The organism is Mycobacterium sp. E1214 (assembly GCF_001666755.1).
GTDB lineage: Bacteria > Actinomycetota > Actinomycetes > Mycobacteriales > Mycobacteriaceae > Mycobacterium.
On the sequence record NZ_LZJC01000152.1, the window covers coordinates 1 to 20,270 of the forward strand.

General features: G+C 67.9%; 17 protein-coding genes. 11 read left to right on the forward strand and 6 right to left on the reverse strand.

Annotated elements, in window-relative coordinates:
* The 10 genes from A5700_RS21415 to A5700_RS21460 all read left to right on the forward strand — a co-directional run.
* Positions 1–659 (forward strand): ABC transporter permease (locus tag A5700_RS21415; protein ID WP_068069638.1); only part of this gene is annotated, 659 nt, incomplete at its 5' end.
* A 3-nt stretch (positions 660–662) separates the two neighbouring features.
* Positions 663–1,931 (forward strand): MCE family protein, encoded by a 1,269-nt coding sequence (locus tag A5700_RS21420; RefSeq protein WP_068069641.1) that lies wholly within the window; start codon positions 663–665, stop codon positions 1,929–1,931.
* Positions 1,928–2,956: an MCE family protein gene (locus tag A5700_RS21425; protein ID WP_068069643.1), complete on the forward strand. Its 1,029-nt coding sequence runs from the start codon at positions 1,928–1,930 to the stop codon at positions 2,954–2,956. The genes A5700_RS21420 and A5700_RS21425 overlap by 4 nt, the downstream gene beginning before the upstream one ends.
* Positions 2,953–4,143, forward strand: a complete 1,191-nt coding sequence (locus A5700_RS21430; RefSeq protein ID WP_231973773.1) for an MCE family protein — start codon at positions 2,953–2,955, stop codon at positions 4,141–4,143. The genes A5700_RS21425 and A5700_RS21430 overlap by 4 nt, the downstream gene beginning before the upstream one ends.
* Positions 4,140–5,483 carry an MCE family protein gene (locus A5700_RS21435; protein WP_068069645.1) on the forward strand — a complete coding sequence of 448 codons (1,344 nt, stop codon included), beginning with the start codon at positions 4,140–4,142 and terminating at the stop codon, positions 5,481–5,483. Before A5700_RS21430 ends, A5700_RS21435 begins: the two co-directional genes overlap by 4 nt.
* Entirely contained in the window at positions 5,480–6,601 is a 1,122-nt protein-coding gene (locus A5700_RS21440; RefSeq protein ID WP_068069647.1) for an MCE family protein, read from the forward strand. The genes A5700_RS21435 and A5700_RS21440 overlap by 4 nt, the downstream gene beginning before the upstream one ends.
* Positions 6,602–8,086, forward strand: a complete 1,485-nt coding sequence (locus A5700_RS21445; RefSeq protein WP_068069651.1) for an MCE family protein — start codon at positions 6,602–6,604, stop codon at positions 8,084–8,086.
* A 10-nt stretch (positions 8,087–8,096) separates the two neighbouring features.
* Entirely contained in the window at positions 8,097–8,768 is a 672-nt protein-coding gene (locus A5700_RS21450; RefSeq protein WP_068069653.1) for an Mce protein, read from the forward strand.
* Entirely contained in the window at positions 8,765–9,415 is a 651-nt protein-coding gene (locus A5700_RS21455; protein WP_068069654.1) for a hypothetical protein, read from the forward strand. The genes A5700_RS21450 and A5700_RS21455 overlap by 4 nt, the downstream gene beginning before the upstream one ends.
* Positions 9,412–9,906 (forward strand): CAP domain-containing protein, encoded by a 495-nt coding sequence (locus tag A5700_RS21460; RefSeq protein WP_068069656.1) that lies wholly within the window; start codon positions 9,412–9,414, stop codon positions 9,904–9,906. Before A5700_RS21455 ends, A5700_RS21460 begins: the two co-directional genes overlap by 4 nt.
* A gap of 10 nt (positions 9,907–9,916) precedes the next feature.
* Here the strand turns inward: A5700_RS21460 and A5700_RS21465 are convergent, their stop codons facing one another.
* From A5700_RS21465 to A5700_RS21480, 4 genes are all read right to left on the reverse strand, one after another.
* The gene (locus tag A5700_RS21465) at positions 9,917–10,498 is read right to left on the reverse strand and encodes a rhodanese-like domain-containing protein (protein ID WP_068069657.1); all 582 of its coding nucleotides are present in this window, start codon (positions 10,496–10,498) and stop codon (positions 9,917–9,919) included.
* A 77-nt stretch (positions 10,499–10,575) separates the two neighbouring features.
* Positions 10,576–11,922 (reverse strand): MBL fold metallo-hydrolase, encoded by a 1,347-nt coding sequence (locus A5700_RS21470; RefSeq protein ID WP_068069664.1) that lies wholly within the window; start codon positions 11,920–11,922, stop codon positions 10,576–10,578.
* A 242-nt stretch (positions 11,923–12,164) separates the two neighbouring features.
* Positions 12,165–12,416 (reverse strand): hypothetical protein, encoded by a 252-nt coding sequence (locus A5700_RS21475; RefSeq protein ID WP_231973774.1) that lies wholly within the window; start codon positions 12,414–12,416, stop codon positions 12,165–12,167.
* Between the two features lie 100 nt (positions 12,417–12,516).
* Positions 12,517–16,764, reverse strand: a complete 4,248-nt coding sequence (locus A5700_RS21480) for a bifunctional nitrate reductase/sulfite reductase flavoprotein subunit alpha (protein ID WP_068069669.1) — start codon at positions 16,762–16,764, stop codon at positions 12,517–12,519.
* A gap of 333 nt (positions 16,765–17,097) precedes the next feature.
* Between A5700_RS21480 and A5700_RS21485 the strand changes: the two genes are divergently transcribed.
* The gene (locus A5700_RS21485) at positions 17,098–17,571 is read left to right on the forward strand and encodes an LppP/LprE family lipoprotein (protein ID WP_156671346.1); all 474 of its coding nucleotides are present in this window, start codon (positions 17,098–17,100) and stop codon (positions 17,569–17,571) included.
* Between the two features lie 9 nt (positions 17,572–17,580).
* Here A5700_RS21485 and A5700_RS21490 read toward each other — a convergent pair whose 3' ends face one another.
* Positions 17,581–19,530 (reverse strand): acyl-CoA dehydrogenase, encoded by a 1,950-nt coding sequence (locus A5700_RS21490; RefSeq protein ID WP_068069660.1) that lies wholly within the window; start codon positions 19,528–19,530, stop codon positions 17,581–17,583.
* A gap of 112 nt (positions 19,531–19,642) precedes the next feature.
* Positions 19,643–20,270 (reverse strand): ABC transporter permease (locus A5700_RS21495; RefSeq protein WP_156671344.1); only part of this gene is annotated, 628 nt, incomplete at its 5' end.

Genomic DNA, 20,270 nt, shown 5'->3' on the forward strand with positions numbered 1-20,270 from the left:
TGGCCGTCATCGGTGGAACCGTCGGCATCATCGGTTTCCTCACGCTGACCACCGGCGCCCTGGTCGCGGTGCAGGGCTACGACACCCTGTCCAACATCGGTGTCGAGGCGATGACCGGCTTCCTGTCGGCGTTTCTGAACGTCCGGATGATCGCGCCCTGCACGGCCGGCCTGGCGTTGGCGGCCACCATCGGCGCCGGCGCGACGGCGCAGCTCGGGGCGATGCGCATCAACGAGGAGATCGACGCGCTGGAGGTGATGGGCATCCGGGCGATCACCTACCTGGCGTCCACCCGCATCATCGCCGGCATCCTCGTCGTCATTCCCCTGTACGCGGTCGCCGTGCTCATGTCGTTCGTCGCCGCCAAGTTCCTCACCATCTCGGTCTACGGCCAGTCGCGAGGCGTCTACGAACACTACTTCGCCACGTTCCTGCGCCCGAACGACCTGATGTGGTCGTTCCTTTCGGCGCTGACGATGGCGACGGGCGTGATGGTCGTGCACACCTATTACGGCTTCACCGCCTCGGGCGGCCCGGCCGGCGTGGGGGAGGCGGTCGGACGGTCGGTGCGGTCCTCGATGATCGTGACGGCGTTCGTGTGCCTGATGATTTCGCTGTCCGTGTATGGGCAGTCCGGCAACTTCAACCTGTCGGGATAGCCGATGAGCAATCACAGGCAGAGCGGGCCGCTGCAGACGAACCGGACCCGCAGCACCCGGATAGACCCGATCTGGTGGGCCCCCACGCTGTTCCTGCTCGTGGGTGGGCTGATCGCCCTGACCGCCGGGTCGTTCTCCGGGAAGTTCCAGTCTTTCGTTCCCCTCACGCTGGTGTCCAACCGCGCGGGACTGGTGATGGAGGACGGCGCCAAGGTGAAACTGCGCGGCGTGCAGATCGGTCAGGTCGCCGGCATCGGCACCGACGCGAAAGCGGCCCAGCTGCAGCTGAAGATCCAACCCGACGCCTTTAAGTACCTGCCGAGCAACCTCGAGGCGGAGATCAAGTCGACCACGGCGTTCGGGTCCAAGTACGTGGACCTGATCGTCCCCGACCAGCCCAGCCGCACGCCACTGAAACCCGGTGCGGTGCTGCACTCGCGCAACGTCACGGTGGAAGTCAACACGGTGTTCGAAAACTTGCAGTCGGTGGTGCAGGCGCTCGACCCGGCGAAGCTGAACGCGATCCTGTCGGCCTTCGCGCAATCCGTGCGCGGCAAGGGGGACCGGATCGGGCAGGCGATCACCGACGCCAACGACATCTTGCTCACCGTGAACCCGCGCATGGACACCATCGCCAAGGACTGGCGGCTTTTCGGCAAAACCACCGACATCTATTCGGGTGCGGCGCACGACATCCTGTCCATCCTGGACTCGGCGTCCACCACCAGCACCACCCTCACCGAGAATCAGCGGTCGCTGGACACACTGCTGCTGTCGGCGATCGGATTGAGCCACACCGGCATCAACGTCATCGGGAACAACGAATCCAACATCGTGCAGTCGATGAACCTGCTCGACCCCACCATCGGGCTGCTGCAGAAATACTCACCGACCTACACCTGCCTGTTCCAAGGTGCGCAGTGGTACGTCGACCACGGCGGCCGGGACGCGTTGGGCGGCAACGGGTATTCCGTCATCCTCGACGCGGCCCTGCTCTTCGGTGACGATCCCTACCGCTACCCGAAGCACCTGCCGAAGGTCAACGCCACCGGCGGGCCCGGCGGCCGGCCGAGCTGCGGGTCGCTACCCGACCCGAGCGCGAACTTCCCGGTGCGCGCCCTGGTCACGGACACGGGCTGGGGCGCGGCGCCCAACGAGATCCGCACCAACGTAGCCGTCGGTAACCCGTGGTGGGGCAACTGGTTCCCGACCACCAAAAACCCGCCGGAAGCGCCGCGGTACTTCTGGCGCGGGGGGCAGCCGCCGCCATGAGACGCAAACTCTCCAGCATCCTGCTGCGGGTCGGGATCTTCACGGCGGTCTGCCTGCTGTTCACGTTCGCGTTGATCGCGGTGTTCGGGCAGCTGCGGTTCGAAGACCGGACCGGCTATCAGGCTCTGTTCACCAACATCTCCGGGCTCAAGTCCGGCAACTTCGTGCGGATCGCCGGGGTGGAGGTCGGCAAGGTCGGCGACCTGAGCCTGCACCACGACGGCACCGTCACCGTCGGGTTCACCGTGGACAAGGGCGTGCGCCTCACCGAGGGGACCCGGGCCGTGGTGCGTTACGAAAACCTGATCGGCGACCGGTATCTCGCGCTCGAAGACAGCCCCGGGCCGCCGCGCCGGTTGCCGCCGGGCGCGACCATTCCGCTGGCCCGGACCGCGCCCGCGCTCGACATCGACGCGCTGATCGGCGGTTTCCGCCCGCTGTTCCGGGCGTTGGATCCCGACCAGGTCAACGCCCTGTCCGGTCAACTGTTGCGGATTTTCCAGGGGCAGGGCGGGACGCTCGCCTCGGTGCTGTCCCAAACTTCGCTGCTGACCTCGACCCTGGCCGGTCGCAGCGAGCTGATCGGTCAGCTGATCACCAACCTCAACACCGTGCTGCACACCTTCGCCGCCCGCGACCACGAATTCTCCGACGGCTTGGACAAACTGGCGCAGCTGGTGGACGGCCTGGCCAAGCGCAAGGACGACATCTCCACCGGACTCGCCTACATCAACGCCGCGGCGGGCTCGGTCACCGACCTGCTGGTCCAGACCCGCCAGCCCATCAAAGACGTGGTCCACGAAACCGACCGGATGTCCGGACAGGTGATGGCCGACCACGACTACGTCGACAAGCTGCTCAAGGATCTGCCCGACGTGTACCAGGTCCTGGCCCGGCAGGGCCTGAACGGGGACTACTTCGGCTTCTACTTCTGCGAAGTGCTGCTCAAGCTGAACGGCAAAGGCGGCAACCCGATCTTCGTCAAACTCCTGGGCCAGCCCAGTGGGCGGTGCACGCCCCGGTGAAGCTGAAACTTCCGAAGATCACGATCAAGGCGGCCGGGCAGCGAAGCCCCTTCCTGTTGGGGCTGATGGGCACCATCTTGCTGGTATGCATCACGATCGTCGCCTTCCAGTACAACAAGTTGCCGTTCCTCAAGAACACCGACGACTACGCCGCCTACTTCGCCGAGGCCGGTGGCATCAAACCCGGGAATTCCGTGCGGGTTTCGGGCATGGGCGTGGGACGGGTCTCCGACATCCGCCTGGAGGGCACCAAGGTTCGGGTGGGCTTCACCGTCAACAAGGGCATCGAGCTGGGGGACCGCACGGAGGCATCGATCAAGACCGAGACCATCCTGGGCGCCAAGATGCTCGAGCTCACCCCCCGGGGCGAGGGCCGGCTGCACGGCGCCATCCCCCTGGAGCGCACCACCTCGCCCTATGACCTGCCCGACGCGCTCGGCGACCTGACGACGACGATCAGCGGCCTCGACACCGCCCAATTATCCTCGGCGCTCACCACATTGGCCGACACCCTCAAGGCGACGCCACAGAACCTGCGGCTGGCGCTGCAGGGGGTGGCGCGGTTCTCCGACACCCTCAACGGCCGGGACGCGCAGCTGCGAAACCTGTTGGGTAACGCCAACAAGGTCTCGGCGGTCCTCGGTCGGCGCAGCCAACAGATCGCGGGGTTGGTCGCCAATTCCAACGCACTGTTAGCCGCGCTGCTCGACGAACGGGACTCGTTGGACGCGCTGATGAACAACCTCAGCGCCGTCTCACATCAGATCTCCGGGCTGGTCGACGACAACCGCACCCAGCTCAAGCCGGCCCTCGACAAGCTCAACGGTGTCTTGGAAATCCTGGACAACCGCAAGGAGGACATCCAAAAGACCCTGCCGAAATTCAAGCGCTACGCCATGTCGTTCGGCGAATGCCTGGGATCCGGGCCGTTTTTCAAGGCGTACGTGGCCAACCTGGTGCCCGGCCAGTTCGGTGGCCCGGTCCTCGACGCCGACATGTACGACCGTTTCCTCGACCCCAACCAGAAGTTGCCGTCCGAAGCCGTGGACCCGCCGACCGGCACACCGCCCGTGCCGCCGGAGCAGGCGCCCGTGCCGCTATGGTCGCAGCCCCCGTCGCCGCCGCCCTCGACCCCGCCGGTGCGGACCATCCCGCCGCCCTCGCCCCACGACTACGACCAGCCATGACCATGACCCGCAAGACACTTCGCAACCTGACCGCGCTCACCCTGGTGCTGACACTGGCCGTGGCGTCGTTCCTGGTCGGCAGCAAGCTGTGGGAGGACGTCGAAAAGAACACTTACTCCGCCTATTTCACGGAGGTCAACGGCCTGTTCGTCGGTGACGAGATCCGCATCCTTGGCGTCGCCGTCGGCGTGGTGGACAAGATCGAGCCGCAGCCCGCCAGCTCCAAGGTGACCTTCTCCGTCGACAAGCAGTACCCGGTGCCCGCCGACGCCCGCGCCGCGATTCTGTCGCCGTCGCTGGTGACGTCACGGGCGATTCAACTCGTCCCGGCCTACTCGGGCGGCCCGAAGCTGAGCCCCGGCGCGTCGATCCCGCTCAACCGCACCGCGGTCCCCGTCGAATGGGACGACTTCCGCCGTCAGCTCGAGAAGCTCACCGATGCGCTGCAGCCGACGAGCCCCGACGGGGTGAACTCCGTCGGCGAATTCGTCGACTCCGCCGCGGCCAACCTGCGCGGTCAGGGAGACACCGCCCGCGATACGGTACTCAAGCTCTCTCAAGCGATCTCGGCGCTCGGCGACCACGCCGACGACATCTTCAGCACGGTGCGCAACCTGCAGCTGCTGGTGTCCGCGCTGTACTCCAGCAGCGACCTGTTGGCCTCGTTCAACCAGAACCTGGCCAGCGTCACGACGTTGCTGACGAACACGCCGAACGAGGTCGGCAACGCGGTGAAATCGCTCGACGGGGCGCTGGGCGATGTCCGCGACTTCCTCGCCGAGAACCGCGAATCCATCGGCGTCACGTTCGACCGGCTGGGCTCGATCACGACGGCGCTCAACGACAGCCGCGGTGACATCAAACAGATCCTGCACATCGCGCCGACGGTGTTCCAGAACTTCCTGAACATCTATCAGCCGGCGCAGAGCGCGATGACCGGCATCCTGGCGTTGAACAACTTCGCCGACATCCCGCAGTTCATCTGCAGCTCTATCGAAGCGGCCTCGCGGGCGCGGCTGGCGCGGGTGTCCAAGCTGTGCCTGCAGTACCTCACCCCGATCATCAAGAACCGTCTCTATAACTACATTCCGGCGGGTATCAACCCGTTCGTGGGCACGCAGGCCCGACCCAGCGAGATCACCTACAGCGAGGACTGGTTGCGGCCCGGCGCCGCGCCGCCGCCACCGCCCGAGACCCCGCCGCCGCCGGCCGAGGCGCCCGTGCAGTCCGCGCCGCCGCCGGCTGAGGCGCCCGTGCAGTCCGCGCCGCCGCCGAACACCCTGAGCAACTCGACACAAGTGCTCAAGGACCTGATGCTCCCGACGGGTCCGCCCTCATGAGGCGCGCGGTGGCCGTACTCGTCTGCGGCGCAGTACTTTCAACGCTGTCAGGCTGTGGATGGCGCGGCCTGAACTCGTTCACGCTTCCCGGCACCGCGGGCGGCGGCCCGGGCGCCTACACCGTTCAGGCGCAGATGCCCGACGTGGTCACCATTCAGGAGAACACCCGGGTTCGGGTCGACGACGTCAACGTCGGCAACGTCACCAAGATCGAGCTGCAAGACTGGCACGCGTTGGTGACCATGCGCATCAATGGCGACGTCCACCTGCCCGCCAATGCGACGGCCAAGCTGGGGCAGACCAGCCTGCTTGGTTCCATGCACATCGAGCTCGCGCCTCCCAAGGACGAGCCGCCGGTCGGCCAGCTCAAGAACGGCGCGGTCATTCCGTTGGCGCGGGCCAGCTTGTATCCCACGACCGAGCAGACGCTGGCGTCGGTGTCCATCCTGTTGAACGGCGGGGGCATCGCGCAGCTGCAGGAAATCAACCAGGCGGTGGCGAAGGCCTTCGCCGGGCGCGAAAACGACATGCGCAGCCTGCTCAACCAACTCGACGAGTTCATCGCCCGCACCAACGACCAGACCGACGACATCATCACCGCCGCGGAGAACCTCAACGGCCTGGTCGGTCAGGTCGCGGCCCAGGACCCGGTGGTCGACAAGGCGTTGCTGACGGTGCCCAAGGCGCTCGACGTGCTGGCGCGGGAACGCACCAAGATCGCCGACACGATCGATCAGGTCGGCAAGTTCAGTGCGATTGCGGCCGACACCATCCACCAGAGCAGGCAGTCGCTGGTGGATAACCTGCGCAACATCGCGCCGGTGCTGCGGTCGCTGGCCGATGCCGGGCCGTCGCTCACCAAGGGCCTGGACGGCCTGGCGACCTATCCGTGGCCCACCTCCACGGTGCGGAACTGGTTCCGCGGTGACTACGCCAACCTCACCCTGGTGGTGGATCTGACCTTGAGCCGCATCGACCAAGGCCTGTTCACCGGGTCGCGGTGGGAGGGCAACTTGACACAACTCGAAATGCTGTGGGGCCGCACCATCGGCATGCAGCCGAGCCCGGTCACGGGCGGCAACCCCCTGACGTACCCGTACCACTTCGGGGGTTACTGAGTGCTGCGCTTGAATCGACGGACCTGGATCCAGCTGGCCATCCTCACTCTGGTCAGCGTGGTGTCCTGTGGCGCAATGGCTTTCAACTTCATGAAGCTACCCGCGACGCTGTTCGGGATCGGTGAATACCAGGTCACTGTGGACCTACCGCAATCCGGGGGGCTGTATCAGACGTCGGTGGTCACCTACCGGGGCACCGACGTGGGGCAGGTCAAGTCCGTCGACGTCACCGCCACCGGGGTGCGCGCGGTGCTCGCCATGCGCTCGGGCGTCAAGGTGCCCTCCGACGTGCAGGCCTCGGTGCACAGCCGATCGGCCATCGGCGAGCAATACATCGAACTGACACCGCAACCCGGCGGCAAAGACGGCGAACGCTCGCGGTGGCTGCGCGCCGGTGACATCATCCCCGCCGGTCACGTCGACGTCCCCGTGGACATCGGCCGCCTGCTCGACATGACCAACCGTGCGCTACAGGCGATTCCACGCGACAACCTGCACACCTTGATCGACGAGACCAACCGCGCGGTCGGCGGGCTCGGCCCGGAATTGGCCCGCATCGTCGACGGCTCCACCGCGCTGGCCATCGCCGGCGGCAAAACCCTCGACCCGTTGGCCGCGCTCATCGACCAGACTCCGCCGGTGCTGAATTCTCAAGTGCAGACGTCGGACTCGATCGCGGCCTGGGCGAGGCACACTGCGGCGCTCATGGCGCAGTTCAAGGCGCAAGACGCCGCGGTCCGAGATTTGTTGACCCAGGGGACGTCCGGCATCGAGGAGGCCCGCGCGCTGCTGGACCGGGTGTCCCCGGCGCTGCCCGTGCTGTTCGCCAACCTGGTCAGCCTGGGCGACATCGCCGTCGTCTACCGCCACGACATCGAACAGCTCCTAGTGCTGCTGCCGCAGGGCATCGCCGCCATGGCGGCGATCGTCGTGCCGAGCTCGAACACCAAGCAGGAGTACCGGGGCGCGCAACTCGACTTCAACCTGAACCTCAACCTGCCGCCGCCCTGCACCACCGGTTACCTGCCGCCGCAGCAGCGTCGCTCGCCGGCCAGCGTCGACGCGCCGGACCGGCCCACCGGAGACTTGTTCTGCCGGGTCCCCCAGGACTCCGAGTTCAACGTCCGCGGCGTGCGCAACATCCCGTGCGAGAGCAAGCCATACAAGCGCGCGCCGACGGTCGAGCTGTGCGAGAGCGACGAGGAGTACGTGCCGCTCAACGACGGCTATAACTGGAAGGGCGACCCGAACGCCACCTATTCGGGTCAGGGCGTGCCGCTGTACCCGCCGGGGCAGGACCCGCGGCTGCCCCCGCCGCGGGGGGTCGCGCCGCTGCCCGGCGCGCCGCCCCCGCCGCCGGCCGTTGCCACCTACGACCCGGCCACCGGCGACTACATCGGGCCCGACGGCCGCCGCTACACCCAATCCGACCTGGCCCACCCGCGTGCCAAGAACTGGCAGCAACTTCTTGTCCCGCAACCTTAAAAGGAGCACCATGGCCGACGAGCCTGATACCGCCGCGGCAGCGGAAAAAGACGAGACCGACGCGGCCGACGAGAGCGGCGTGCCCGACGAGAGCGCCGTGACCGACGAGAGCGGCGTGCCCGACGAGAGCGCCGTGACCGACGAGAGCGGCGTGCCCGACGGCCGAATCGCCCGGTGGCGCAACGCGGCTCGGACCCGCCGCCTGTCGCGGGTCGCCACCGCGCTGGTGGCCGGCGTCCTGATCGTGGCGACGCTGGCCGGGGTGGCCGGCTATTGGGGATATCGCGCCTACCAGACCCACACCGCGCAGGCCCGTCGCGACCTGTACCTGCAGACGGCCCGCCAGGGCGCGGTGAACCTGACCACCATCAAGTACACCGAGATCGACGCCGACGTGCAGCGGATCCTCGAACTCGCCACCGGCGCCTTCCGCGAAGACTTCGAGCAACGGTCGAAGCCCTTCATGGAGGTCGTCAAGGCCGCGCAGTCGAAGTCGGAGGGCACCGTGACCGACGCCGGAGTGGAATCCGAGCACGGTGACTCGGCCCAGGTGCTGGTCGCGGTCGCGGTGAAGTCGCAGACCGCCGGCGGAGAAGAGGCGCCGCGCGAGTGGCGCATGCGCATCGAGGTGAAGTCGGTCGGCGACGACGCCAAGGTCTCCAACGTGGTGTTCGTGCCATGACGACGGTGAGCGACGGGACAGACATGGTGGCCACCGACGACCCCGAGGTCACGCCGCCAGACGACGCGGCGAGCCCAGACGCGGCGAGCGAACCCGACGCCGGTCCGACGGGCAGCGACCCCGCCGCCGCCCCGGACGACGACCCGCCGCCGCAGCGGCGGCCGATCGCCTGGTCGCGGATCCTCGCGTTCGGTGTGCTGCCCGGCCTCGCACTGGTGCTGGCGCTCACGGCCGGCTACTTCCGGTGGGTGGCCGGCGCGTCCGCCGACCTCTACCAGGCCCGCACGGAGTCGGTGCGGGTCGCCCGCGAGGGTACCGTCGCCGTGCTGTCGTACAGGCCGGAGTCGGTGGACAAGGACCTCGGCGCGGCGCGCGACCGCCTGACGGGCGACTTCAAGGACGCCTACACCGCGCTCACCCGCGAGGTGGTCATCCCGGGCGCCAAGGACAAACACATCGCGGCGGTCGCGAAAGTGAGTGCCGCCGCACCGATTTCGGTGTCCGCCAACCACGCCGTGGTGCTGCTGTTCGTCAACCAGACGGTGACCATCGGCAACGGCGCCCCCACCGACACCCAGCCGGTCATCCGCACGACCTTGGACAAGGTTGACGGGCATTGGTTGATCTCGCACTTCGATCCCGAATGAAACGCAGGGCGCCGCTCGGTGCGGCCGCGGTCACCCTCAGTGCGGCGGCGATTTTCGCCGCTCCCGGCGCGCATGCCGACAACAAGCGGCTCAACAGCGCCGTGGTGTCCGCGGTCTACACGCTGCAGCACCAGGCGGGCTGCACCAACGACGTCATCCGGGACAACGCGCTTACCCTGGCCGCGCAGTGGCACGCCGACGACATGATGAACAACCGAAACATCAATGACGACACCGGGTCCGACGGGACCAGCCCGCAGGACCGTGCCAACGCGGCCGGTTTCACCGGCCGGGCCGCCGAGACGGTGGCGATCAATCCGGCGATCGCGATCAGCAGCCTGGAGTTGGTCAACCAGTGGTACTACAACCCCGCGGACATGGCGATCATTCGCGACTGCGCCAACACCAACATCGGCGTGTGGTCGGAGAACAGCCTGGACCGCACGGTCGTTGTCGCCGTCTACGGCCAGCCGGCCCCGAAAAGCCGCTGAGACTCGCCGCCTACGAGCGGGCCAGCCGGGACAGCACCGTCCGCGCATCGGCCGTCGCGCCCCGGTTGTAGGGCAGCTTCGACAGCGCCGTCGCCATCGCGCAGGTGTCGGAGATCGCGGCGTAGGTCAGCCCGGCGCCGATCCCGGCGGCCAGCCATTTCAGGCGGGGCACCGCGACGCTGCCCAACACCGCGGTGAGCACCACCGAGCCCGCGACCAGCCGCACCTGGCGTTCGAGGTCCCAGCGTTCGGTGCCGCGGTCGACCGAAAACCCTTGTCCCTCCCAATCGACGATGCCGTTGTCCAGCACCCGTCCGCGCGCCAGCCCGGCGTTGCGCAGCAGTGTCTGTGCCTTCGTGGAGCGTTGCCCGGACTTGCACACCAGCACGACGTCGCGGTCGCCGGCGAGGCGCTCGGCGACTTCGCTCGCGTGCTTGTCCAGGACGTCCAGCGGGACGTTGTACGAACCGGCGATGTGGGACGTCTCGAACTCGGCGGGGGTTCGCACGTCGAGAACTCGGGGCGCGGTGGGGGAGTCGAGCAGCTCACGTAGCTGACTCGAAGTGATGGCGTCCGCGGTGGGTGCGCTCATGGTGTTTCCTCCGTCCTGGCAGCGGCGGTACTTGCCGTAATCAGTACCCGTGGTGGCGAAGCGCCAACGGTTTTCGCTCAGCCTGAGGTGAGGTCCAGCTTTTCGGCGTTGTCGTAGTTGTCGTCGATGAGGACGACGCGGCGGCCCTCCCGGTCCAGCAGGGCCGCGGCGATGGATGCCCGGTATCCGCTGGCGCAATGGATCCACAGCTCCCGGTCTTCGGGGAGCTCGCCGATGCGGTCCGGCAGTTCGTGCAGCGCGACGTTGACCGCGTCGCGCACGTGGCCGCCGGCGAATTCGTGGGGCTGGCGCACGTCGACGACCGCCACGCCGTCCTTACCCAGCGCGTCGGCCAATTCCTCGAAGGACGCGACGCGGTAGCTCCGCAACCTCTCACCGCCCGCCAGCACGCGGATGTCGCCCGTGGCGCTGCCGGTCAACCGGTCGACACCGATGCGGGCCAACTCGCGTTGCGCGTCGGCCACCTGGCGGGCGTCCTCGCCGATCAGGGTCAGCGGCGCGCCCCAGGTGTACAGCCAGCCCAAGTAGTTGACGAACGAGCCGGACAGCTCGAAACCGTAGCTGCCGGAGAGATGGCCGGCGGCGAAAGCGGTGCGGCTGCGCAGGTCGACCACCCACTCACCCGCCGCGATCCTGTTTCGAAGTTGTTGGGCGTCAACGGGTTCCGGGGGGCTGAGGTCGGCAGCTGGCGGCCCGGCCCGATTGATGACGCCCATGTGGGCGTAGTAGGCGGGAAACGCCGCGAGGCCGGCGAGCAGTTCGTCGACGTATTCCTGCTCGCCCCGCGTCAACGCCGGGTTCCGGTCGCGCTCCTCACCGATCGTGGACGCGTCACCGTCGGTCGGCGCCGCCGAGCAGAAGCTGCCGAAACCGTGGGTGGGATAGATCGCCGTCGCGGACGGCAGCTCGTCGGCGAGGCGGCGCGCCGACCGGTGTTGCAGCCGCGCGAGTTCCTCGGTGTGCTCGTCGCCCACCAGGTCGGTCCTGCCGGTGCTGCCGAACAGCAGCGACCCGCCCGTGAAGACGCCGACGGTGTCCCCGGTCTCGTCGCGCAGCACGTAGCTGACGTGGTGATGCGTGTGCCCGGGCGTCAGTAACACCTCCAAATGAATTGCGCCGGTGTCGATTCGGTCGCCTTCCGTGACCGCGTGTCGGTCGAAGTCGACGTCTTCGCCTGCCGGGACCACGTATTCGGCGCCGGTCGCGCGGGCCAACGCCAAGCCGCCGGTCACATAGTCGTTGTGGATGTGGGTCTCCAGTACGTGGGTGATGCGCAGGCCCGCCGCCGCGTCCAGCACCCGGTCGATGTCGCGTTGCGGGTCAACGGCAACGGCGACGGTGCCGTCGCTGATCAGGTAGCTGCGGTCACCCAGCCCGGAGGTTTCGAGGATCGAGACATCCACCATGGTGGTCAGACCTTTCGATGCCGTCGGCGGGACAGCCGAAAATGGGAGATAGGTCTGTACATACCCGGATCGCGGCCGGACGGCGCCGGGAGCCGGGGTGCCGGGTCAGGTGCGCGGGCGGGGCCGGGCCGTCGCCAACCGCGTTTGCGCCGGTGGGCGACCCGGATGCCGCGACGACCAGCGGGACCACGCCGCCCTCGCGACTTTCAACCTCGGTGATTTCGGCGCCGTCGCGCCTGCTAGCGGACCGCCTGCTCGCACACGCACACCTGGGCGTCGCGCAGTCGCTTCCCGAGCTGCGTCTCGCGTTTGCGCCTCTCGTGCTGCGCGTAGACCTTGTCGCGCTGATTCAGCGAGAACGCGAAGTCGAGATTGACCGGCAACCCCGCCCAGTCGACGTGCTCGTTGCCGCCGCCGCGGTACCGCAACCGGCACTGCAGCGGGCAGCCCTTCTTGACGGCCCCGTCGGGCACGCCAGCCTCACCAGCCACGCCCACGTCACTCCTTCAGGTGCGAACCCTTTGAGTGCATCGTGCGACCGCCATGTTTCGGCCGCGGGCGCGTCATGTTTCCGCCGCATTACGGATTCGGCTAGTACACGTCGCGGTGGTAGCGCTTGTCCGCGCTGAGCGACCGGACGTACTCCTGGGCCGCGTCGGGATCGAGGTGGCCGTGTTCGGCCGCGATCTCGCAGAGGGCGCGATCGACGTCCTTGGCCATCGGATTCGCCGAGCCGCAGACGTAGAGCTGCGCCCCGTCCTGCAGCCAGCTCCACAGCTGGGCCCCGCGCTTGCGCATCAGGTGCTGGACGTAGACCTTTTCCTGCTGATCCCGTGAGAACGCCAAGTCCATCTCGGTCAGCAGGCCGTCGGCGTGCATCGCCTGGATCTCGTCGCGGTAGTAGAAGTCGGTGGCGGCGTGCTGCTCGCCGAAGAACAACCAGTTCGGGCCGGTGTGACCGAGCGCGCGACGTTCCTGCAGGAAGCCGCGGAACGGTGCGATGCCCGTCCCGGGGCCGATCATGATCATCGGGGTCTGGGAGTCGCTGGGAATCCGGAAGTTGCTCGACGGCTGCAGGAACACGGCGACCCGGTCACCGGGGGAGCGGTCGGCGAGGTAGGTCGAGCACACCCCGCGGCGCGGCACGCCCTGGAAGTTGTATCGCACCGGGGACACCGTGAGGTGCGCTTCGCCCGGGCACTCCTTGGGGCTCGACGAGATCGAGTACAGCCGCGGCTGAAGGCGCTTGAGGACCCGCAGCCACTCGTGGGCCGACGCCGACACCGGCAGCTGCGCCAGCAGGTCGATGGATTGCCGCCCCCACGACCAATCCGCCAGCGCCCGCTTGTTCTCGGGTTTCAGCAGCTCGGCGAGGTTCTGGTCGCCGGTGCGTTCCTGCACGAACCGCACCAGGTCGCGGCTGATGTGCGCGATCTCCATCCGTTCGGTCAGCGCGGATCGCAGTGACATCAGGCCGTGCTCGCCGACCTCGACCGGGGTCTGCGCGTTCAGCCCGGTGACCGACAGCCATTCATCGACCAGTTCCTCGCTGTTGCGCGGCCACACGCCCAACGCGTCACCGACCTCGTAGCTGACGGTCTCTTCCGGCAGGTTGAACACCAGGTGCCGGACGTCTTTCGTCGACTCGGGCCGGCTCAGCGTCGTGTTCCGCACCATGTCGGTGATCAGCGGGTTCTTCTTGCTGTAGGTGGGCTGCTCCGCGGGGCGGCGCTGGACCCGCGGTGCGGCGGCGGGAGTCGGGGCGTCGCGGCTGATCGACGCGGGGGTGCGGCTCAACGCCTCGACGACCTCAGCCAGCCACTTCGCCGCGTCGTCTTCGTAGTCCGGTTCACAGTCCACCCGCTCGACCAGCCGGGTCGCCCCGAGCTCGGCGAGCCGCGCGTCGAGCTTGCGCCCGTGCCCGCAGAAGTCGTCGTAGTTCGAGTCGCCCAGCGCGAGAACGGCGTAGCGGGTGCCGGTGAACGTGGCGGCGTCGTCGGCGGTCAGCGCCTTCCACAGTCCGGCGCCGTTGTCGGGCGGCTCACCGTCACCGGTGGTGCTGGTGATCAACAGCAGCTCGGCCGTCGTCACCAGGTCGCCCACCGGGAATTCGTCCATGCTGTGCAGGACCGCGGGCACGCCGGCGTCGGCCAACCGTGCGGCCACGCCGGCGGCGACGTCCTCCGCGTTCCCGGTCTGCGAGGCCCAGAGCACGACGACGGGGGCGCGCTCGGCCGCCGGCGCGGGGGTGGGCGGCGTCTTCGCCGGTTCCTTGCCGGCCGGCTCGGGCGCCGGCCCGGTGTCCAGCATGGGCACCGCGTCGATGCGGGAGAACACTCCGGCCATCAGCCCGTCCACCCACAGCCGCGTGGGGGCGTCGAACGGGGCGCTGGGTGGCAGCGTGGGTACGCCGGCGGTGCGGCGTCCGGCGTCCGAGCGCAGGCCCGAGAGCATGCCGGCGAGGTAGGAGCGGCCGCGTTCGTCGAACGTCGGCGCGGGTTGTGCTGCCACGCCCAGCAGTTCGCCCAGGGCGTCGACCTGTGACACGCTGATTTCTCGTACCTCCGTGGGTGCGGGTTCCGGTGTGTCGGTGGGCGCCGCCGTCGCGGCGCCCGGATCTGGCGTGGCGGCCCCGGTGCCGTCGGGCCGCGAAACCGGCTCGGAGGCCGCGACTTTGGTCAGGGTGACGGCGCACGCCTTGAATTCGGGTTGGTTGGAGATGGGGTCCACCGCGTCGTTGGTGACGGCGTTGATGGACAGGTATTCGCCGAAGGCGTCGTTCCAGTGGAACGGTGCGAAGCAGGCGCCGGCGCGCACCCGGTCGCTGACGAGTGCGGGCAGCACGGCGCGACCGCGGCGGGAGGCGATTTCGATCGGGTCGCCGTCACCGACTTGCAACCGCGCGGCGTCGTCGGGGTGGATCTCGACGAACGGTCCGGGATTGAGCTTGTTGAGTTTGGCCACCTTGCCCGTCTTGGTCATCGTGTGCCACTGGTGGGGCAGGCGGCCGGTGTTGAGCAGGAACGGGTAGTCGTCGTCCGGCATTTCCTCCGGCGGCAGGTGCGGGCGGGGGAAGAATGCGGCGCGGCCCGTCGGGGTGGGGAAGGCGATCCGCGGAACGGTGCCGTCCTCGCGAATGGTCTGCTGTTGGCTGACGCCGTCGTTGAGGTAGCGGATGGGGCTGCGCTCCTCGGAACCGTTTGGCGGGCAGGGCCATTGCAACGGGCCCTGGCGCAACCGTTCGTAGCTGACCCCACGCAGGTCGTAACCGGTCTTGCGATTCGAGAACCGCTTGATCTCCTCGAACACCTGCTCCGCGCTGTCGTAGCTGAACGCCTCGGCGAAGCCCATCGCGCAGGCGACGCGGGCAATGATCTGCCAGTCCGGCAGCGCGTCGCCGGGCGCCTTTGTGGCGGGCTGGAACAACGTCATGGTGCGTTCGGAGTTGACCAGCACCCCCTCGGCCTCGGTCCACAGGGCCGCCGGCAACAACACGTCGGCGTATTCGTTGGTCTCGGTCTCGACGAACGCGTCCTGGGCCATCACCAGCTCGGCGCGTTCCAACCCGGCGAGCACGGTCTTCCGGTTGGCTACGGAGGCAACGGGATTGGTGCAGATAACCCAGCACGCCTTGATCTGCCCGTCGGCCATGCGGGAGAACATGTCGATGGTGCCGGTGCCGACCTCGGTGCGCAGGGTGCCGCTCGGGACGCCCCACACGTCTTCGGCGAACTGTCGGTCCTCGGCCGAGAGCACCGACCGCTGGCCCGGCAAACCCGGTCCCATGTAACCCATTTCGCGCCCGCCCATCGCGTTGGGCTGCCCGGTAAGGGAGAAGGGGCCGCTGCCGGGCTTGCAGATGGCGCCGGTCGCCAGATGCAGGTTGCAGATGGCGTTGGTGTTCCAGGTGCCGTGGGTGCTCTGGTTGAGCCCCATGGTCCAACAGGTCATGAAGTTGTCGGACTCGCCGATCAGCCGCGCCGCCGTGCGGATGTCCTCTTCGGCAAGGCCGGTGATCGCGCTCACCTTCTCGGGAGTGAACTGCTCCAGGAAGCTGGGCATCACCTCCCAGCCCTCGGTGAACTCGGCGATGAATTCCGGGTCGGTGTGGCCGTTTTCGACGATCAGGTGCAACAAGCCGTTGAGCAGCGCCAGATCCGAGCCGGGTGCGATCTGCAGGAACAGGTCGGCCTTGTCGGCGGTCGCGGTGCGGCGCGGGTCGACGACGATGAGCTTCGCGCCGGCCTTGACGCGATCCATCATGCGCAGGAACAGGATCGGGTGGCAGTCGGCCATGTTGGCGCCGATGACGAAGAACACGTCGGCGCTATCGAAATCTTGGTAGGAGCCGGGTGGCCCGTCGGCGCCCAGCGACAGCTTGTAACCCGAGCCCGCGCTGGCCATGCACAGCCGGGAGTTCGACTCGATCTGATTGGTGCCGATGAAGCCCTTGGTGAGCTTGTTCGCCAGATATTGTGCCTCGATCGACATCTGCCCCGACACGTACATGGCGAAGGCGTCCGGCCCGTGCTGATCGATGATTGCGCGTAACCGCTTCGCGCACTGCGTGATCGCCTCGTCCATGGCGACGGGCTCGGCCGGTTCGCCGCGCGCGGGACGCACGTACGCCGATGCCATGCGGCCCGGTGCGCTGAGCATGTCCGCGGTGGTGGCGCCCTTGGTGCACAGCCTTCCGAAGTTGGCCGGATGTGCTTTGTTGCCAACCGACTTGGCGACGTGACGACGGCCGCTTTGGGGATCTGTTGTGAGCTGTAACACCATTCCGCAACCGACGCCGCAATACGCGCACACGGTGTTCACGGCGTCGTCGCGCGCCATGGACTCCCTCGCCACGCTCACGTCCTCTCTCGAGTGCGTCCGGTGTTAGCTCCGCGTCGGTCGGCCGGGTGTTCAGCCCATTGTGGGGCAGGCATGTTTCGGTATGGTCGTCCGAAATTTCCGCTGCTTTACGGCTTCCTCTCAACGGCGCCCATAACGTTGTGAAATCGCCGGGGGATCCGAGTGCGGCGGTAGCATTTTCGCAGGTCATCGTCGACCGATTGCTGGGCCCGAGACTACCGGGGGTGCCGCGCGCGACGCCTCCGCAAGCCGTCCCTGTGACCAAACCGGAGGGACATTCACAGCCTTCGCTAAGCTCACCGCGTGCGTCAGATGATTGTGATCTCAGTGCTTTTGCTGGCTTCGGCCTGCGGATGGAAGGCCTCAGCGCCGCCGGCGGCCCGGCCCGATACCTGCAAGGAATCTGACGGTCCCACGGCCGATACGGTGCGACGGGCGATCACCGCCGTGCCGGTCGCCGTCCCCGGCACCATCTGGGTCGAGATCGGCCGTGGCCACACCCGCAACTGCCGACTGCACTGGGTGCAGATCATTCCCACCATCGCCACGGAGTCGACGCCGCAGCAGTTGGTGTTCTTCGATCACAACACCGTTTTAGGCACGCCCACAGCCAATCCCAAGCCGTACATCACCGTTCTGCCAGCGTCGGACGACACCGTGACCGTCCAATATCAATGGCAGAAGGGCAACGACCAACTCTGTTGTCCTACCGGCATCGGGACGGTGAAATTCAAGATCGGGCCCGACGGGAAGCTGCAGGCGCTCGGCAAGATCCCGAATCAGTGAGCCGGTCCCTCAGCCCGTGATGGCTTCGGCCAGATTCTCCGGGTGCAGCATCTCGGCGTAGCGCAGCGCGTCGGGGATGCCGAAGCCGTCGATCAGGGTCTCGGCGTGCGGGCGCAGCGCCCGGCACCGGTCGTTGATGCCGCGGGTGACCGCCTTGGCGCGCTCGGTCGACAAGAACCGGTGCTCGATGAACCACGCCTTGTCGTCCTCGATCACCGACAGGGCGTACAGGTCGCACACGATGCCCAGCAGGTCGCGGGCCTCCTCGTTGGGACAGGCGTCGATGCCGGCGACGAACGCCTCCAGGATCACCCGGTCGATGTGCGCGCCGGCGGCGTGCAGCACATGGTCCTGCACCGCGTTGAACGCGTCGAACTCCGACATCTCCTTCGACTTGGCCTGCAACCGCCGCGCGACGGACGCCAGCAGATACTCCTCGCGTTCCTCGAACATGGTGATCTGCGTGCCGCGGTTGAAGAGGCTGCCCTCCTCCTCGTTGTCCTGCCGGGCGTCGATGATCCGCTGGATGATCGTCTCCGCCGCCGTGCGTTTGATGACGCGCTCGCCAACGGTGTTGGCGGCGAAGCGAACCCACTCGACCGGGCTCATGCTCTTGATGTCGTCGGCGTAGGCGGTCAACAACTCCTTGGCCACCAGCTGGGTGAGCACGTGGTTGTCGCCCTCAAACGTGGTGAACACGTCGGTGTCGCCGCGCAGCCCGATGAGCCGGTTCTCGGCCATGTATCCGGCGCCGCCGCACGCCTCGCGGGCCTCCTGGATGGATCTCGACGCGTGCCAGGTGTTGGCCGCTTTGAGCCCGGCGGCGCGGGCCTCCAGCTCGCGCTGCTCGTCGGCGTCGGGCGCGTCGGCCGACTGCACGTCGTGGCACTTGCCGACCAGCTCGTTCTGGGCGAACTGCAGCGCGTAGGACTTCGCGATCAGCGGGAACAACCGCCGCTGGTGCACCAGGTAGTCCATGATCGTCACCTCGCCGCCGTCCGGTGCGCTGAACTGCTTGCGCTGCAACGCATACCGTGTGGCGATGTCGAGCGCGACGCGGCCGGCCGCCCCGGCGCTGCCGCCCACCGTGATGCGCCCACGGACCAGGGTGCCCAGCATCGTGAAGAACCGGCGGTTGGGGTTCTCGATCGGCGAGCTGTACGTCCCGTCCGGCGCGACGTCGCCGTACTTGTTAAGCAGGTTGACCCGTGGGACGCGGACGTGGTCGAACACGATGCGCCCGTTGTCGACGCCGGGCAGCCCGCCTTTGTAGTCGCAGTCCGACGTGGTGACACCGGGCAGATCGTTGCCGTCTTCGTCGCGGATGGGTACCAGAACGCAGTGCACGCCGTGGTGGACCGGCTCACCGTTGTCGTGGGTGATCAGCTGCGCGAAAACGGAAGCCATCGTTGCGGTTTCGGCGGCTCCGCCGATGTAGTCCTTGCGGGCCGAGGGGGTCGGGGAGTCGATGATGAACTCTTCGGTCTCGGGGTCGTAGGTGGCGGTCGTCTCCAGCGACTGCACATCGCTGCCGTGCCCGGTCTCGGTCATCGCGAAACAGCCGCGAAGTTCGAGGCTGATGATCTTCGGCACGTAGGCCTCGTGGTGGCGCTCGGTGCCAAGGTTCTCCACGGCGCCGCCGAACAAGCCCCACTGCACGCCGGCCTTCACCATCAGCGACAGGTCCGACATGGCGAGCATCTCGATCATCGTGATGGCGGCGCCCACGTCGCCGGTGCCGCCGTGCTCCTTGCGGAAGCTGTCGGCCGCCGCGCCGAACGCGGCCATGATCCGCATCTGCTCGGCCACCTTGGTGCGGGCGATCACCGTGTTCGGTGTGTAGTGCGGGCGAAAGAGGTCCTCGGACAGCGTCGCGCGCATCCGGTTCTTGACGTCACTCCACCGCCCATCGAGGGCGTCACGCAGATGATCGGCAGTCGTTTTCGTTTCTGGCGCCATATCCCGACCGTAACCTGCGTTTGGCGCCGCGGGACCGGCAACGGCCGAAGTGCCTTTCGTGGCGGCCGCTCGGCGCCGGCCCCCGCGACGCGCAGCGGCCAGCCCGGCTTGCTCAGCGGGCCGCCTCGACCGGTTCCCGGGATGGCGCCGGGCGCGGCCCGCGCGGGCGCAGCCGGTACAGGGCGAGGCCCGCGGCCACCACGCCGAATAACAGCAGCATGGCCATGTCGAACACCCACCACCCGCTGTAGTGCGTCCACGTCAGGGCGTTGACGGCCAGCGGGTCGAGCCGGTGCAGGTTGACCGTGGATGCCGCGGCCGCGAATCCCCACTGGGCGGGTACGAACCAGGACAGTTGCTGCACGCCCCACGTGCTCGCCAGCTGCACCAGGCTGCCGTTGAACAGCAGCGAGGCGAGGATGACCGGCACCAGCAGCGGCAGCACCTCGCGTAGCGATCTGCCCAGCGTCGACAGCGTCAGGCCCAGCACCGCGGAGACGATGGCGGTGACGGCGAGGGTCACGTACAGCTCGACGGTCGCGTTGTGCAGCAGGACCGCGCCATACGCCGGGCCGCCTCGGACGGCGACGACCATCGCGAACGGCACCGCGGTCAGTACGGCCGCGGCCAGCCCGAACACGAGGATCTTGGCCCCCAGGTAGGCCGCCGCGGACAGGCCCACCGCCTGTTCCCGCCGGAAGATGGCGCGCTCGGTGACGACGGTGCGGATCGTCAGCGCG

Excerpts from the sequence above, each read along its gene's own strand:
- A5700_RS21420 (WP_068069641.1), top strand. The coding sequence starts at position 663 with ATGAGCAATCACAGGCAGAGCGGGCCGCTGCAGACGAACCGGACCCGC.
- A5700_RS21440 (WP_068069647.1), top strand. The coding sequence starts at position 5,480 with ATGAGGCGCGCGGTGGCCGTACTCGTCTGCGGCGCAGTACTTTCAACG.
- A5700_RS21490 (WP_068069660.1), bottom strand. The coding sequence starts at position 19,530 with ATGGCGCCAGAAACGAAAACGACTGCCGATCATCTGCGTGACGCCCTC.
- A5700_RS21435 (WP_068069645.1), top strand. The coding sequence starts at position 4,140 with ATGACCATGACCCGCAAGACACTTCGCAACCTGACCGCGCTCACCCTG.
- A5700_RS21450 (WP_068069653.1), top strand. The coding sequence starts at position 8,097 with ATGGCCGACGAGCCTGATACCGCCGCGGCAGCGGAAAAAGACGAGACC.
- A5700_RS21480 (WP_068069669.1), bottom strand. The coding sequence starts at position 16,764 with ATGGCGCGCGACGACGCCGTGAACACCGTGTGCGCGTATTGCGGCGTC.
- A5700_RS21455 (WP_068069654.1), top strand. The coding sequence starts at position 8,765 with ATGACGACGGTGAGCGACGGGACAGACATGGTGGCCACCGACGACCCC.
- A5700_RS21485 (WP_156671346.1), top strand. The coding sequence starts at position 17,098 with ATGATTGTGATCTCAGTGCTTTTGCTGGCTTCGGCCTGCGGATGGAAG.
- A5700_RS21465 (WP_068069657.1), bottom strand. The coding sequence starts at position 10,498 with ATGAGCGCACCCACCGCGGACGCCATCACTTCGAGTCAGCTACGTGAG.
- A5700_RS21425 (WP_068069643.1), top strand. The coding sequence starts at position 1,928 with ATGAGACGCAAACTCTCCAGCATCCTGCTGCGGGTCGGGATCTTCACG.
- A5700_RS21460 (WP_068069656.1), top strand. The coding sequence starts at position 9,412 with ATGAAACGCAGGGCGCCGCTCGGTGCGGCCGCGGTCACCCTCAGTGCG.